Below are 15077 nucleotides of genomic sequence, written 5' to 3' on the forward strand. Positions count from 1 at the left end.
ATGGCAACAGTGAAGCCCCGTCAGGGCTCGGTGAAGATCCCACCGACGATGGGCGGCCGCGAAACGGTGCCCGAACCGCTGGAGGCCCCTAGGCCGATTCCACGCAGCAAGGCCGCGATCATCCTGCCTGTTGTCATGGGCGTCGCGTTCCTCGGGATCATGGCATTGATGCTGTCTCAGCCTGGTCTGCGCAGCGGAACGATGGGCATGATGACCCTGCTGTTCCCCATCATGATGATCGTGTCGATGGGGTCCTACATGTTCTCCAATCGCGGTGGCGGCGGCGATAAGCAGCTGTCGGGGCCGCAGATGGAGCAGGCACTGCGCGACTATGCGATGACCCTCGATGAGACGCGGGACAAGGTACAAGACGCCGCCCGCGCCCAGCACGCGCAGTTCGAGTATCTCCATCCCGAGCCAGCACTACTGTCAGGTCTCGTCGGGTCGGCCCGGATGTGGTGCCGCACGCCCAATGATCCAGTGCTGAAGGTATTTTACAGCCAGGTGCGGGTGGGTCTGGGTACCTCGAAGGTCGTCAAGGAGCTGGAGACCAACGAGCTGGGCCGCCGCGAGGATTACGAGCCGGTCACCTACGACGCCTCCTCGGCGTTCCTGCAGACCCAAAGCAAGCTGCAGAACGCGCCGAAGCCGCTGCTGCTGCGCAACATTGCCGGTATGGCTCTCATCGGACGTGACGGCATGGACGCGGTGTACGGGCTGGCCCGGGCGCTGATCTGCCAAGCCGCTGTGGCGCATTCACCGCGGGACTTCAAAATCATGATCGTCACCGACGACATCGCCCGCTGGGAGTGGTGCAAGTGGCTGCCGCACTGCGCGCACCCCACGCTGCGCGACCGCGGCGGTCCGACCCGGATGGTCTGGACAACCGGCGAGCAGATGGACGCGGCGGTCGGCACGGAGCTGCACGGCCGCGACGCCTTCCGCACGAACGCCACCACCACGCCGCACTGGCTGGTGATTGACGACCGCCGCCGCCGCGGCGATGACCGCCACTGGGAAACGCTGACCCGCGCTGGCGGTGTTGCAGGGGTGACCTTCCTGGCCTTGTCCGACGAGCCTGGCCGCGGCCTCGGCTTCGAAGAGGCCAATACGTTCTGGGTGTCGGAGTCCGAGGTCACGCACCGCGGTCAATGGTTCTGCCGCCCCGACTCGATGGACCTGGCCAGCGCCCGAGTGCTGGCACGCAAGATGGCCCGGTACCGCGTGGAGGGCGAACGCTCTCGCAGCCTGATCGACGACACCTCGGTCGACGCCGACCTCTACAAGGTCCTTGGCATTGACGACCCCGGCAACCTCGACGTGGAAAAGCTGTGGGCTCCCACGTTGCAAGGTCCTCCCTTTGAAGACAATGCCTGGGGCGCAAAGTGGTTGCAGTTCCCGATCGGTGTCGATCCGACTGGGGCGCCAGTCCACATCGACTTCAAAGAGACCCACGAAGGTGGTATGGGCCACCACATGGTGATCGCCGGCACGACTGGCTCGGGTAAGTCGTCGTTCCTCACGACTTTGATCCTGTCGGCGGCGCTGACGCATTCTCCGGAGACGCTGGTGTTCGCGTTCTTCGACTTCAAAGGCAAGACGACGGCCAACATGGTCGCTGGACTGCCGAATGTCGTTGCCGCCATGGGCAACTTGAAGGACGACTCGTTGTGGATCGAGCGTATGGGCGACGTCATCAACGGCGAACTGGAGCGCCGCAAGTCGTTGCTCGACCGCGCAGGAATCAGCGAGGTCGCCGAGTATGAGTATCGCCGTATCCACCTGGGCCAGCGCCTGGAGCCGCTGCCCGCGCTGATCATCGTCATCGACGAGTTCACCCAGATGTTCATCGAAGCGCCCGACTCGAAGAAGATCATCGACGAGATCGGCCGCCAGGGCCGCGCCTTGAACGTGAAGATGATCTTGGGTTCGCAGCGGCTCGGGCATGAAATGCAGTCAGGCATCATGGCCAACATCCCGATCCGCGTGGGTCTGCGGACCCTCGACGCCGGCGAGTCGATGGCCATCATCGGCACCGACGAAGCCAAGCACCTTCCCGAAAAGCCTGCTGGTGCGGGCCTGTTGCGCGTGCAGGGCCGCGATCGACTGGTGCGGTTCCAATCCGCGTTCGCGCGCAAGGTCTACCATCCGCCGCGCCGGGTGGCCGCCGAAGCGGTGCGCACCCAAGCCGGGTACATGGCCCCCGAGGTCTTCACCGCTGCACCTATGGCCGCGATCGCGTCCGCGCCCAAGCTCTCCGCCGCTCCTGTGGAATCGACCGACACCGTACTCGGCGCAGACGGGCAACCGATCCGCGAGCTTGAGGCCTCCATCAGGTCGCTGCGCGAGCAGACCAGAGTGCCGGTCCACCAGATGTGGCTGCCGCCGCTGGAGCCGGTGCCCGTCGAGGAGCTGGTGCGCCGCTTGCGGCGCAAGCCCTGGTATCAGGACTACGGACACACCCCCGGACTGTTGTTCCCGATTGGGATCGAGGACCGGCCTTTCCAGCACGCGCAACGCGTGTACGCCCTGGACTTCTCCGCGGGCAACTGCGCCGTCATCGGCCAGCAGAGTTCTGGTAAGACCACCGCTTTGACGACAATGATCACGGGCGCGGCCATGATGTATCACCCGAAGCGGGTGCAGTTCGTGGTGGTGGCCATGGGCGGCCCAGGTCTCAACGACGTCGAGGCGCTTCCGCATGTGAGCTCGTTCGCCCGGGCGGGTGACCGCGAGCGGGTGCAGCGCACCATCGCGGAAATGAAATTGCTCGTGGAGGAGCGCGAAGAGGCGTTCAGCCGGCTCGGCTTGAGCATTGAAAGCTTCCGCGCGCGCAAGTTCGGTGGCGAGGCCGGCCCGGTCCCCGATGACGCCTTCGGTGAGGTGTTCCTGGTCATCGATGGCTGGCAGCAGTTCCGGACCACGTTTGGCGAGGACATGATGGCCGACCTCGGCGTGATCATGGAACGCGGCAACAGCCTCGGGGTCCGCGCGATCATCGCCGCCGCGGGCTGGATCGCGGGCGGCTTCCCCTCCTGGATGTCCAACACGTTCACCCTCAACGTCGAATTGGCGCTGGGTAGCCAAGACGATCCGTCGAAGAACAACCGTGATGTCGCCAAGAAGGTGCCGTTCGGTAAGCGTGAACTGCTCGGTGATCCCAGTGACGAGACCGCTGAGACGCGAACCGAGACCATCAGCGGCCGAGGCACGTCGATGGCCGGCTATCACTTCCAGGCCGGGCTGCCCATCCTGTCCACACCGGAGGGAAGGACGATCGGCCCGCGCGAGGCCGCCGAGGTTATTACGAAGCTCACCGGTGTAGATCAGGTCGCACAGGTCCGCATGCTGCCGAGCACGGTCAGCCTCGAGGAGGTCTTCGCCGCCCAGCGTGAGCCCAAGCGCGGCGTGGTGCCCTTCGGCATTTCCGAGGTGGGCCTGGTGGCGGCCGAAGCCGACTTCAACCGCAGCCCCCACCTGCTCTTCATCGGCAACCCGGAGTGCGGCGTATCGAACTCCGTGGCCGCCGTCGCGCGGGCAATCATGCGGTCATACCGACCCGAGGAAGCTCAGATCTATGTCATCGACCCGGGCAACTCGCTCGTCCGGGTGGTGCAAGGGCCGCACCTGGGCCGCTACATCGGCGAGGACGGTGTGGAGTCCGAGGGCTACACCTACTACGAGGACGATGTGCGGGCGATGACCCGCCATATCGACTCGCTCCTTGCCCCGCGCATGCCGCGCGGCCGCGCCGGCCAGGAAGAACTTGCTCAGGCCACGCGCTCCTGGTCGGGACCGGAGATCTTCGTCCTCGTCGACGACGAACAGATCGTGGCGGGATGGAGCGCTGGGGCCAACATGTTCCGCGCGGACGGTAAGGGCCCGGCGACCGAGGGTCTGACCAAGTACATCGACCGCGCTCGCGAGGTCGGCCTACACCTGATCATCGGCCGGCGCTTCCCGTGGGGGCCCGCGATGTCCTCTCCGCTGGCGGGACGGCTCATCGCGCAAACCGCCCCCCTGATCGTCATGGACGGCCACCGCATGGAAGGCGAGCTGATCAGAGGCGTTCGCGCAGCCAGGCAGCCGGCGGGCCGAGGAATCTACGTGACCGACCGCCTGGCGGCGCCCGCGCAGATCGCGAAGGTGCTACCCCTTGAGTGATCCGGGACATCGGCTCGGCGCAGCCGTCGACGCAGCAAGGCTGGACTTGGGCCTGTCCAAAATGGACCTGGCCAAGATCGCCCGGGTGGGCCGTTCCACGATCACCGACCTGATCAACCGCGGCAAGATTCCCGGCCGCGAAGTCACGCGAGGGCGGATAGAAGCCGCCCTTGGGTGGACCCCGGGCAGCTTCGCCACGGTGCTCGACGGGGCGGAGCCTACGTTGCGCAACGGCACAGAGTATCCGCTGAGCGGAACCACGAAGGTGCTGGTGGAACAGCTAACGCAGATCGCCCAGGAGGCGAGGGCTGGGTCCGCGGCCGCGGACACGCTGAGCAAGCGACTGCAGGTCATCGGGGATATTGCGGAATCCGCAGCTCAGCTGGCCGCACGCACTCGATAAATAAGTGTTCTGACCATGCTCTGGTAGCTGGGACAATGAGGGAGTGACGAAATGTCCGAGCGTAGAGCAGACAACCGAAGAATAAAGACAGATTCTGCCACGAATGTGGCTGCGCTGGTGGCAGGCGCTGCAGAACCGCTCTACTCTCGGCCTATCAAGTACCCGGCGCCTTAGGGGAGGCTAATCGTGACATTCTTCGTAGACCCTGTTGGAGTTGCTGCTCAATCCGTAGCTGAGGCGGCCGGAACGGCGACCACCGCCGGCGTGCTTGCTGGTTCGGCACCGGCTATGACTGCCGTTGTCCCGATGGGAAGCGAGGAGGTCTCCGCGCTCCTGGCTACCGCGATCCAGACGCACAACGCGCAGTTCCTCGCCCAGACGGGAGTGAGCGTCGCGGACCGGGGAATGTTCGCTGGCGACGTCGGCATCTCCGGAGTGATGTCGGTGGCGACTGAGGCCGTCAACCAGGCCTCGCTGCTGCTCTGAGAACATGCCCGTCCAATACTGGGGCTTAACTCCCGAGACCAACGCCATCCGGCTCACCACTGGACCCGGCGCTGCGGCCATGTCGTCGGTCGTGGCCGGCTACCAAGCTGCGGGGGTCACCCACATGCAGCAGGGCGCCCAGATGATGGCCACTGCGGCGACGACTGCTACCGGCAGCTGGTGGGGCAAGGGCGGCACGTCCATGATGGCCGCTGCAGTTCCCAAGTCGGAGTGGCAGATCGAGGCGGGCGCTCACGCCGAGAAGGCAAGCACGCTGATCGGCGCGGCTGCGGCCGCTCACAGCGCAGCGGTGGCCGGGACGATTCCGTACCCCGTTGTTGTGGCGAACCGGGCTCGGTGCATGGCTCTGCACGCCACCAATATCATTGGGAACAACACGCCCGCCATTCTCGAAACGGATGCGGAGTACGGCGAATACTGGGCGCAAAACGCGACAGCGATGACCGGCTACTCCAGCGCCGCGGCCAGCATCACCTCTGGCCTCAGCGTCCCGCTGCGCCCACCGCTGCCCGCCGGGGGCAATCCGGCCGCGTTGGCTGCAGGGGCGGCCAGCATGGGCGCTCAAGGAGTCCAAACCGGTGTCCAAGCGTCCATGCAGGGACTCAGCGCCCCGCTACAGGCTGCGGGTCAAGCCGTCTCTTCGGCGGCCCCGGCCGCACTGTCGGCGGCCACCAGCGCCGGCCAGTCAGGCGGTGAGGGCGATGTTGGCACCACTGGAACCCCGCAGCTCGCTCAGCCGGGCGGAAGCGACCTGCTCGGTAGCAGCCAATCGATGATGGGCATGGCCAGCTCGTTGCCCTCCATGGCCCAAGGAATGACTCAGCCGCTTTCCCAGCTGGCTCAAGCGCCCATGCAGATGGGCAGCCAGCTCAGCAGCATGATGGGCGGCATGGGCGGCGGGCCGTTCGGCGGACTATCGGCCAACGCTCCTGGCGCCAACCTCGCTGCGTCGATGAACGGCGTCAGCGGTGGCTTCGGATCCGGCGGCGGCCCGGTGACGGCCGCGCTGACCAAACCCGCCGGCGCCGGCATGGGTAGTGGCCCAATCGGGATGCCCTCGGCGTGGTGGGGCCCAGCCGCAGCCGCGGACGGGTCGAGCGCGGCCGGCCAGAACAAGCCCTCGGCGGCCGTACGCGCAGGCATGCCGGGCATGGCTACGGGCCCGATGGGCTCCGGCATGCCCGGAATGATGCCGATGGGCGCGGCCCAGGCAGGGCAGCGCCGCGATCAAGGCGCGAGCCGCAGCGAGGACGACACCTCCTTATCGGTGGTCCTCGACGACGCGGACGCTATCCCCATCCTGACCGCCAATGGCGTGGTCTACACAGACGGGGGAGGGTGATCGCTCGGCGGCAACCGGCGCAACACATGACGACCAACCAGCACACATATCCCTCACGGGAACCGAAAGGAAGTGGACATGTTCCAGACTGACTCAACCAAGCTGCGCAACTCGGCCAGCCAGCTCGACGAAATCAAGAACCAGACACTCAACGCCCTGGGCCGCTACATGACGATGAACCAGGACCTCGGCGGGAGCGCCTTCGTCGGCATCGCCTCCGTGGCCTCGATGAAGACCACCGAGGAAGTGGCCACCACCGGCCGCAACGTCTCGGCCCGCTTCGATCAGGTGATCCAGGCCATGCAGACCGGCGCCAACGAGTACGACCGCGTGGAGGCCGAGAACCAGGCCAAGCTGTCCAGCGTCGCTACCCAGGCGTAACCCACCTACCCGACAACAACTTTCGAAGGAGAACCCACATGGAGATGGGTATGCGGTACGACCAGGCGAAGATGATGGACCACGTAGCCGCCCAGGCTGGCTTGGTCTCGCATCTGAACGGTCTTCAGGAGCAGGCACTGCAGGTTCTCGCCCAGACGCAAGACTTCTGGAGCGACAAGGGTGCCAACGCCTACGCCGAGGCTCAGCGCTCGATCACGCAGGCCTACCAGCAGGTCTTCGAGACCATCCAGCGGCACGGCGGCGCCCAGGGCGGCGCGGTGCAGAACACCGATATGGGTGACGCGGCCAACGCTGCCCGCTTCGTCGGCATCTGAGTAAGGACTGACCCATGGGAGCGCAGCTGTCGACCACCTCCGAAGGACTGTGGCTGACAGCTGCGCTCTCTGGCGTCACCAGACTGCCTGCGGCGCTGCGCGTGCGGCCCGTGGGCGACACCGAGGCCATGCTGGCCTCCCACCCCGGCCTGCAGGTACTGGAGGAGGCGGGGGTATGCCAGGGTCGAACACTGGACCCTGATGTGCAGGAATGGCTTTGGACACTGGGCCGTTGCGATATCGACGTCTCAATCAGAGTGACTCGGCCGGACGAACGACCCGAGCGCCTCACAGGCCCCCCCGAAATTTTCATGCCGCCGGCGGATCCGCTCAAAGAGCCCCTCGCCGTCGCAGCGGCAATCCGCGCATGGAACGCGCACCAATCTGCCGATCGCACAGCGGTTCTGTGTCGCCGCGACGGTAAATGGGTTGTCGCAGCGCGCGTGTGGCGAAGCGGTGAGGAACCGCTCGACGAAGTGACCATCAGTCCCCTCGACGGTGACACTACGGTTTTCGAGGCCGTCAACGACCTGCTCGGGGAAGAAATTCCGGCCGAATTCGAAGGTGTCAACATCGAGGCCGAACGCCTGGAGTCGGTCCTGGGCAGCTGGCAAGCGGACCCGCAAGGTTACGACGTCATTGGGGAACTGCTCAAGCTAGGCCTGACAGCACGCCAAGCTCGCGTTATCGTCGCAGTGTCCGACACCGGGGCCGTTCGCGCAGCCATCGGCGCCACTCAATACTCAGTAGATGGGCCCGAGTTTGCCGCTACGGGGGCCATGGTTGTCGATTCCCTGATGGGCCGGGTCGTCATCTCCTCCAGCACCACCGACGACCAGCAGCGCTGGACAATGCTGTTCCCCGGCACCGCGGCTCGGGTCAACCGCGCGGTCAGCGACGTGCTGAAGGAGCTGCCCAGCGGTGCCGGCTGGGACCAGCATCAAAGAATTCAGACATTTCACGCACACTGATGTGCCTAACGTCGTGGACGCCTGAAATGTGTGGTTGGTAGTCTTTCTGCGACGGTGATATTCACCGATTCGAGGAGCCTTCAGCGCTCCCCGGTGGAAATCGGCAGGAGGGCGGGGCTACATGACCGAGTCCAGAGATCAACAGTTCTTCGACGCACTGAACAACACGGGGCGCGGCGATGACGACGACACGCGCGGGAGTGCACCAGGGGCCGCAAGCACGGGCGACGAAACGCCACCAGCCGCCCCCAGCTATCCCCAGCCACCATTTGCTGCAAACGAGCCCGAGGGCGACCCTGCCGGCGGCCGGCACCACATCGACCCACCCGGCGACAGCGGCGGGGGAGGGGGCCAACAGCCACCGACGACGGGCCAGACCCCGCCGCCGAACAACGCGCCGCGCGGTGATGCCGCGGCGCCCCCACCGGGTTACCCCGCCATGCCCTGGCCGCCTCAGTCGCTCGAAGGCCCCAACCAGAGCCTCGAACCCAGACCCCTCCAGGGTGAGATACACACTCCCGCAGCCAAATTCCCGACAGCGGGCGATGAGCCAACAGCTCACGTGAACGCGACGCCCAGGCTGCCGGGGGCCGAAGGTCCGCAGCACCCCGACCAGGGACCTGCGGTGCCGCCGTGGAGCCCACGCCCGGGTGGACAACCGTCAGCCTTCGGCAATGACGTACCACGCCAGGAAGCAGAACCCCCGGGACGGCCGGCTCCTCGGCCGGTCGCGCCGGAGGAACGCACACAGTTCCTATCTCGCGACATGCTGCGAAACGCGTTGGGATCCAACGCAACACCGCCACCGCCTCCCGGATGGCCCGCTCAGGGCGGTGCCCCCCAGTCAGGCGGGGGACAGCGACCCACCCAGCCACCGCCGGGCTGGTCGGCGCGGGGGCCGGAGTCGCCGCCGAGTGAACCCGTAGCGCCCAGCGGGCCGCGCCCGCCCGAATGGGACTGGTCCCACAACACCGGGTCCGGGGGCGCCGAGCTGCGCAGCGAGCAAATTTCCGCGTCCGAACTCAACACTCCACGCAAGATCCCCTCGTCACGCGGATGGCGAAAGTGGCTCTACTACGGCACGTTCAAGCTCATCAACACCGGCGAGTCACCGGATGAGCAGCTGCTGCGCAACCTCAACGCGACAGTCGCCGGCCACCTGCGCGGCACCTACTCCATCGTGGTGCTGGGCGGCAAGGGCGGCGTGGGCAAGACCACGACTACCGCGTCGATTGGGTCGACCTTCGCCTCGCTGCGCAAAGACAAAGTGATCGCCATCGACGCCAACCCCGATCGCGCCTCCAACCTGGCCGACCGGATCGACCCCAAAGCCACGAACTCCTATAAAGACGTGCTGTCGGATCGAAACCTAAATGGTTACAGCGATATTCGATCCCACGTCGGGATGAACGAGGCTGCCGGGCTCGACGTCCTGGGCAATCGATACCAAAGCGATCGTCAGCCACTGACCGCCCAGGTGTACACCGACACTCACGCGGTGCTGCAGCGTTTCTACAGCGTGCTGATCTGATCAGCGATTCCGGCACCGACGTCGACCATCAGGTCATCCCGGGCCTGATGAGTCGCGCCGATGCCTTGATCATGGTGGCTTCGACAGCTCCGGACGGTGCCAAAGGTGCTGCCGAGCTGATGGACTGGGCCTACGAGGCTGGTTATCACCGGCTGCTGCAGCGCACCGTCGTCGTCATCAACGATGTGCGGGGCGAGACAGGCAAGGCTCACCGCAAGCTGGTTGAGTCGCTGGTGGAGAAGTTCTCTCGCTGGGTCAGCCCGCAACGCGTCTTCGTCGTCCCGTTCGACCCGCATATCGCCTCTGCTGGGGTGATTGACATCAACGAGCTGCGCCCGGAGACACGGCGGCGCTACCTGGAAATCACCGCTCGGCTAGCCTCGGGCTTCAACAGCAGTGAGGACGGGAAGTGAACCCCGCCGAGCCGTCCACCCCGGCGCTGTGCCGGGTCGCGCTCCTGGTGGGCGAGGACTTCGAGATCGACTACTCCCTGCCCGCCGGGGTGGCGCTGATCGCGGTCACCGAGGACCTGGTGGCCCGCGTCAATGAGGTTCTGCGCGAACGGGGCCGGCCGCTGCTGAATCCTGAGCAGAGCTACCGGCTGTGCCGCGCGGACGCACAACCGCTGGACCCGCAGAAGACGCTGGATGAGTGTGGGGTGCTCGACGGGGAGCAGTTGTGGCTGCTGCCGGCGGCCTCGGCCGAGACCTACGAACCGGTGACGGAAATGGTCTCGACCGCCATCGCACAAGCCGCCAATCAACTGCTGGCCACCCTGACACCCGACATCGGCCGCAAAGTCGCCAGCTGGCTCGCCGCCGGCGTCGTGGGATGGGCCTGCCTCATCCTCGTCAACTGGTGGTGGAGCATCGGGGGCACCGACGCCTCGTACGGCTGGATCGGCGCAGCCTCGGCCTGGGCGATGCTGGTGGCGCTCGTCGCGGCAGCCCGCGGACTGTCCAAGGCAGATCCCAGCACTGTGGCCGGCCGTGAGCGCCGCGCAACCGGTCACGCACTGTCCTGGGTCGCGCTCATTCCCGCGGCGGCCGCCGCGGCCATGTCCCTGCCGGGCGCACCAGGCCTGTGGCACCTCGCCGCACCGCTTGTTGCAGTCATCGTCGGCGTCATCGTGCTCGCCACGATCTGGGGGCGCCACATCGTGGCCATCGCCGCGATTCTGACCGTCAGTGCGTTCGCCTTCGCGGCGTCGATCGTCGCGGCCTCGACCTGGGAGGTCCGCCCAGAACGGGTCGCCGTCATCGCCATGATCGGCGTCATTATCGCCGTGACCTGGGCGACCAGCACCGCCGTCGCCGCCTCCGGCGTGCCGACACCGCTGTTTCCCTCCGTGACCAATCGCGGCGTCTTCGAGCGGCTACCCGGCCAGCCCGCCGACACCGTGTCTCCAGTCGGCCCGACCGGGGTGGCCACCGCCGAGCAGGTCCGAGCATGGGTGATGCGCGGTAACAACACCCTGACCGGCATGATGATCGGGCTCGCCGTGGTGACCATCGTCGCCGCCCGCTACGCCGTGGTACCTGGCCAGCCCGGCGGATGGCGCTACACCGCGTTCGTGGGGGCGGTCTGTGTGATCCTGGTGCTTCGCTCACGCTCGTTCGTGGACCGCTACCAATCCGTCACGTTGATGATTGCCGGCATGGGGGCAGCCGCGGCGGCCATCGGCCGCTACGCCGCCAGCGATTCCACCAGCTTGAAAGTGGCCATGATCTGCGTTGCGGTGACCCTCGGCCTCGCCGTGCTGGGACTGCTCTCCGCGCTTGTGGTGCCCTTCCGCGAATACACCGCCCCGATGCGGCGGTTCGTTGAAATGATCGAGTACGTCCTGTTGCTGGCGCTGCTGCCCTGGGCGCTGTGGCTGCTCAATCTGTATCCGGTAATCCGAAACGCGGTCAGGCACGGGATATGAGCCGCAAGCCTTTTGCCGCCCGGGCGCGTACCGGTGCGGGGCTGGTGGGCACGGTTGCGCTGCTCGCCGCCACCAGCATGGGAGCCAGCTGGGCGATCACCCCACCGGTGGTGCCGCCCGGCCCGCCACCGCCGGATCCCGCCCCAGCCCCGGACTGGCCGATGAAGCAGACGCGCGCGTGCACGCTGACCGGTGTCATTCCGGGTAGCGATCTGCGCGAGCTGCCCGCGGCCCTGGCCCTGCTGGACATGCCGGCGGCGTGGCAAGAGTCGACCGGCGCCGGGGTCGTCGTCGCCGTCATCGATACCGGGGTGGCGCCCTCTCCGCGCCTGCCTCACCTGGTGGCAGGCGGCGATTACGTGTTGGCGCAGTACGGTGATGGGCTCTCAGATTGTGACGGACACGGGACTCTGGTCGCATCTTTGATCGGCGCGGCGCCTTCGGGCGCCCCGCTACCAGTGCGTCCCGCGGGCGCGCAGGTGGCACCGCCACCGCCCGCAGCCCCTGCGCCACAACCAATTCCACCGCCACCGCCACCGCCCACTATCACCATCACCAAGACCACCACCGAGCCGCCACCCCCGCCGCCACCGGCAGAACCCCCGCCTCCGCCCCCGGGGCCGCCCGGACCACCTCCGGCGTGGGGACCCGGCGGCAGTGTCGCCCAAGCGCCGCAACTTCCCCATCCACAAGTGCCACCCCCGACTGGTGGCCCCGATGGCCTGGTCGGAATCGCCCCAGACGCAGTGATTCTGGCGATCCGTCAAAGCTCACAGAACTTCGGGTTGAAAGACCCCCGCATCGATCAGGACCAAGAACAGGTCCGCAGGACCGGCGACATCAACACGCTGGCGCGAGCGATCGTGCATGCCGCCAACCTCGGCGCACGAGTCATCAACATCTCGCTGGTGTCCTGCATCCCGGTAACCAAACCGACCGACCAAGCAGTCCTTGGCGCGGCGCTTCGCTATGCAGCAGTCGACCGCGATGCAGTGATCGTCGCGGCCGCCGGCAACGCGGGCACACAGGGATGCACGCAGAATCCGCCACCACCGACCGGCGCATCCGGCTGGGATGAAGTGCTGACCATCGCCTCACCGGCCTGGTTCGACGACTACGTGTTGGCGGTGTCGGCCACCGACAACTTCGGCACACCGCTGATGGGCCAAGCCGCGTCGCTGCATGGACCGTGGGTCGACCTTGCCGCGCCGGGCTCTGACATCGTGGGCCTGTCCACCTCAGGCAACGTCATCAACGCCTCGATCGACGAGGACAAGTTCAAACCCATCATCGGCTCCTCGTTCTCAGCCGCCTATGTCTCTGGAGTGGCAGCACTGGTCCGGGCCAAGTTCCCGCAACTGCCCGCGGCCGAAGTCATTCACCGACTCACCGCCACCGCGCACGCACCTGCGGGCGGGCGCGACAACGTGATTGGCTACGGCGTCGTCGACCCGCTCGCTGCACTGACCTGGGACGTGCCGCCGGCTCCGGCCAAGGCACCGACACCCACCGAAGCGCCCTTGCACGTTCCGCCACCCCCACCACCGCCGGATCCGCGACCGGCACGCATGCTGGCCGCCCAGATCGGGGCTGGCGTGGTGCTGGTTGGCGCAGTGCTCTGGGGGACAACAGTCTGGCGAAGGAAGCAGCAACGATGAAGGAACGCACCTGGAGCGCGCGCGCCGATCTGCGCGCGGCACTGCCCACCGAAATCCTCGCCGTTCTCGGCACCGCCATCGCCATCGCCTTCGGCGGGCCCTGGTGGGCCGGTGCAGCCGGCGGCGCGGTCCTCGGCGCACTGCTGCTGATGGTGAAAGTGGCGCGGCTGACACCCTGGCAGTGGCTCACACGATCCGTCGGGCGGCTCCGCCACAAGGAACACCGTGTCGAAACCGGCGAGTACGTCGACGTCGACAGCGACGGGCAGCCCCTCGGCGTGCACGTCGACGAGCACACCCTGATCACAATGGTCAACGTGTGGGGTCGGCCCTACATCCCCACGCTGCTGCGTCCACAAGGAGCTGAGACCCCGAACACGTTGCCGCTGAGCGTGATTGCGGAGCAGATGCAACGGTTTGGGCTTGGTGTGGACATCGACGTCATCGCCCAGGGCCGCCGCACAGCCAGTGACAACTATGGCCAGTTCTACGCCCAGCTCTTGGCCGACCGACCCGCAGCCGGGCAGCGCAGCACCATGCTGATGATCCGCATGGATACCCGTGCTCCAGACACCACGGCCGGGCTGATGTGGCGCACCGATGCCGCTGGCGCCGTCGCCGCAGTCACCCGTCGCATCACACGTGCGCTGCGCCAAAGCGGTTGCCGCGCCGAACCAATGACGGCCGCCGACATGCGCCAGGCGGTTCTGGACATGCACGGCGGCAGCAAGGAAGACATCGAGAGCACCTTCCGCGAGGGCTGGAAGGACCTCACCCACCGTGGGGCCCACGTCACCAGCTACTACCTCAGCTCAGATGACCTCACGGCTGAACGCCTCGACGACATGTGGGCAATCGCCTCAGAGCACACGCTGCTCGCACTGCACTTGCGCCGCTCGAGCGAGGGGATCACCGTGTCGGCCACGGTGCGGTTCACCACGGCGCAGCCGCTGCTCACCCCGCCGGCGGTCATCCTCAACCGCTACACAGGTCGCCAGTGGTGGGCGCTGTCTGCGCTGCTGCCCGGATCCGACCGGATCAACGGAATGCCGGCGCGAACGCTGACCTCTGATCTCGACGCAGCCGTGGCCATCGGCTCGTCGGGCGTCATGCTGGGCAAGGTCGACGATGCGCTGCTACTCATGCCGCTGCGCGACCCGGCTGGGCCCACCCGCATCGTCATCGATTCCGACGACGATTTCGCTGTCCGGCAGCTCATTCGCCGCGCCTCGGCCAGCGGTGAAGTGGTCGCCGTGTATGACCCGCGACGCCGGTGGGCCATGGCAGCGGCGTCGTCACGGATCTGGAACACCACCGATCTGCGCGCTCAGCCGCCGCGACCCCCAACAGTGGTGGTGCACAACGGGTCCGCCAATCCCTACCCCGGCGCTCTCGTCAGCATCAGCGTCGGCGCGGGACCCCGCTCGGTCGAGCCCGACGTGCGAATCACTCAGCGCAACGGACGAATCCGGATCGAGACCCAGCGCTTCACCGCTCGCCTCGACGCGGTGACCTTCCGCAACGAGCAGACGTTCCTGAACTGATGATGATGGCGACCGGTCACGCTACTGCCCTTCCCGTCCGCGGGATGCGCAGTGTTGGAGCAAACCAGCGATGCGCGCACGCAGTATAAGGAAATGAGCCATGTCGGAAGGCAACAGCGACCCGCATGCGAAGCGAAGAAAGTTGATCCAGACCATGCAGCAAATGCAGCAGCGGGCGACACAGATCACTCAAGCGCTCGACCGAGAACCTGTACAGATCACCCAGCAGATGCAGCAACAGCCGACCCAAGTTGCCCAGCCACTTCTCCTCGACGAGCCAGAAGGTCACCGCCCATAGGTAGGTCAAGGTCTGA

The 15077-nt window shown here is 66.6% G+C and carries 13 protein-coding genes; all 13 read left to right on the plus strand.

The genetic code is table 11. The features are described from left to right. The 13 genes from eccCa to ACTWP6_RS24010 all read left to right on the plus strand — a co-directional run bounded on the left by eccCa (position 1) and on the right by ACTWP6_RS24010 (position 15061). A complete protein-coding gene (gene eccCa / locus ACTWP6_RS23950) occupies positions 1 to 4164 on the plus strand; it encodes a type VII secretion protein EccCa (RefSeq protein ID WP_443188975.1) in 4164 nt (1387 codons plus the stop codon). After that, positions 4157 to 4567 carry a helix-turn-helix domain-containing protein gene (locus ACTWP6_RS23955; protein ID WP_241479848.1) on the plus strand — a complete coding sequence of 137 codons (411 nt, stop codon included), beginning with the start codon at positions 4157 to 4159 and terminating at the stop codon, positions 4565 to 4567. Before eccCa ends, ACTWP6_RS23955 begins: the two co-directional genes overlap by 8 nt. Positions 4568 to 4753: 186 nt before the next feature. Further along, positions 4754 to 5053 (plus strand): PE domain-containing protein, encoded by a 300-nt coding sequence (locus tag ACTWP6_RS23960; protein ID WP_443188976.1) that lies wholly within the window; start codon positions 4754 to 4756, stop codon positions 5051 to 5053. Positions 5054 to 5057: 4 nt separating this feature from the next. After that, positions 5058 to 6416, plus strand: coding sequence for a PPE family protein (locus ACTWP6_RS23965; RefSeq protein ID WP_443188977.1), 1359 nt, complete (start codon positions 5058 to 5060; stop codon positions 6414 to 6416). 78 nt (positions 6417 to 6494) lie between these two features. Next, positions 6495 to 6797 (plus strand): hypothetical protein, encoded by a 303-nt coding sequence (locus ACTWP6_RS23970; protein WP_094295095.1) that lies wholly within the window; start codon positions 6495 to 6497, stop codon positions 6795 to 6797. A 38-nt stretch (positions 6798 to 6835) separates the two neighbouring features. Next, positions 6836 to 7132, plus strand: a complete 297-nt coding sequence (locus ACTWP6_RS23975) for a hypothetical protein (RefSeq protein WP_443188978.1) — start codon at positions 6836 to 6838, stop codon at positions 7130 to 7132. A gap of 14 nt (positions 7133 to 7146) precedes the next feature. Next, positions 7147 to 8103 (plus strand): ESX secretion-associated protein EspG, encoded by a 957-nt coding sequence (locus ACTWP6_RS23980; RefSeq protein WP_443188979.1) that lies wholly within the window; start codon positions 7147 to 7149, stop codon positions 8101 to 8103. 766 nt (positions 8104 to 8869) lie between these two features. Then, positions 8870 to 9634, plus strand: coding sequence for a MinD/ParA family ATP-binding protein (locus tag ACTWP6_RS23985; protein ID WP_443188980.1), 765 nt, complete (start codon positions 8870 to 8872; stop codon positions 9632 to 9634). Between the two features lie 47 nt (positions 9635 to 9681). Then, the gene (locus ACTWP6_RS23990; protein WP_443188981.1) at positions 9682 to 10047 is read left to right on the plus strand and encodes a MinD/ParA family ATP-binding protein; all 366 of its coding nucleotides are present in this window, start codon (positions 9682 to 9684) and stop codon (positions 10045 to 10047) included. After that, complete coding sequence (eccD, locus tag ACTWP6_RS23995) at positions 10044 to 11561, plus strand: type VII secretion integral membrane protein EccD (protein ID WP_443188982.1); 1518 nt, start codon at positions 10044 to 10046, stop codon at positions 11559 to 11561. The genes ACTWP6_RS23990 and eccD overlap by 4 nt, the downstream gene beginning before the upstream one ends. After that, positions 11558 to 13219 (plus strand): type VII secretion-associated serine protease mycosin, encoded by a 1662-nt coding sequence (gene mycP, locus ACTWP6_RS24000; protein WP_443188983.1) that lies wholly within the window; start codon positions 11558 to 11560, stop codon positions 13217 to 13219. Before eccD ends, mycP begins: the two co-directional genes overlap by 4 nt. Continuing rightward, a complete protein-coding gene (gene eccE / locus ACTWP6_RS24005) occupies positions 13216 to 14763 on the plus strand; it encodes a type VII secretion protein EccE (RefSeq protein ID WP_443188984.1) in 1548 nt (515 codons plus the stop codon). The genes mycP and eccE overlap by 4 nt, the downstream gene beginning before the upstream one ends. 100 nt (positions 14764 to 14863) lie before the next feature. Further along, positions 14864 to 15061 (plus strand): hypothetical protein, encoded by a 198-nt coding sequence (locus ACTWP6_RS24010; RefSeq protein ID WP_112744744.1) that lies wholly within the window; start codon positions 14864 to 14866, stop codon positions 15059 to 15061. Positions 15062 to 15077: the final 16 nt, after the last annotated feature.

The sequence above is a fragment of the Mycobacterium sp. 4D054 genome (genome assembly GCF_052245755.1).
GTDB lineage: Bacteria > Actinomycetota > Actinomycetes > Mycobacteriales > Mycobacteriaceae > Mycobacterium.

Bases quoted from the DNA above. Each gene is read 5' to 3' on its own strand.
- ACTWP6_RS23985 (WP_443188980.1), top strand. From the start codon at position 8,870: ATGCTGCGAAACGCGTTGGGATCCAACGCAACACCGCCACCGCCTCCC.
- ACTWP6_RS23965 (WP_443188977.1), top strand. From the start codon at position 5,058: ATGCCCGTCCAATACTGGGGCTTAACTCCCGAGACCAACGCCATCCGG.
- ACTWP6_RS23970 (WP_094295095.1), top strand. From the start codon at position 6,495: ATGTTCCAGACTGACTCAACCAAGCTGCGCAACTCGGCCAGCCAGCTC.
- eccE (WP_443188984.1), top strand. From the start codon at position 13,216: ATGAAGGAACGCACCTGGAGCGCGCGCGCCGATCTGCGCGCGGCACTG.
- ACTWP6_RS23975 (WP_443188978.1), top strand. From the start codon at position 6,836: ATGGAGATGGGTATGCGGTACGACCAGGCGAAGATGATGGACCACGTA.
- ACTWP6_RS23980 (WP_443188979.1), top strand. From the start codon at position 7,147: ATGGGAGCGCAGCTGTCGACCACCTCCGAAGGACTGTGGCTGACAGCT.
- ACTWP6_RS23990 (WP_443188981.1), top strand. From the start codon at position 9,682: ATGAGTCGCGCCGATGCCTTGATCATGGTGGCTTCGACAGCTCCGGAC.
- eccCa (WP_443188975.1), top strand. From the start codon at position 1: ATGGCAACAGTGAAGCCCCGTCAGGGCTCGGTGAAGATCCCACCGACG.
- mycP (WP_443188983.1), top strand. From the start codon at position 11,558: ATGAGCCGCAAGCCTTTTGCCGCCCGGGCGCGTACCGGTGCGGGGCTG.
- ACTWP6_RS24010 (WP_112744744.1), top strand. From the start codon at position 14,864: ATGTCGGAAGGCAACAGCGACCCGCATGCGAAGCGAAGAAAGTTGATC.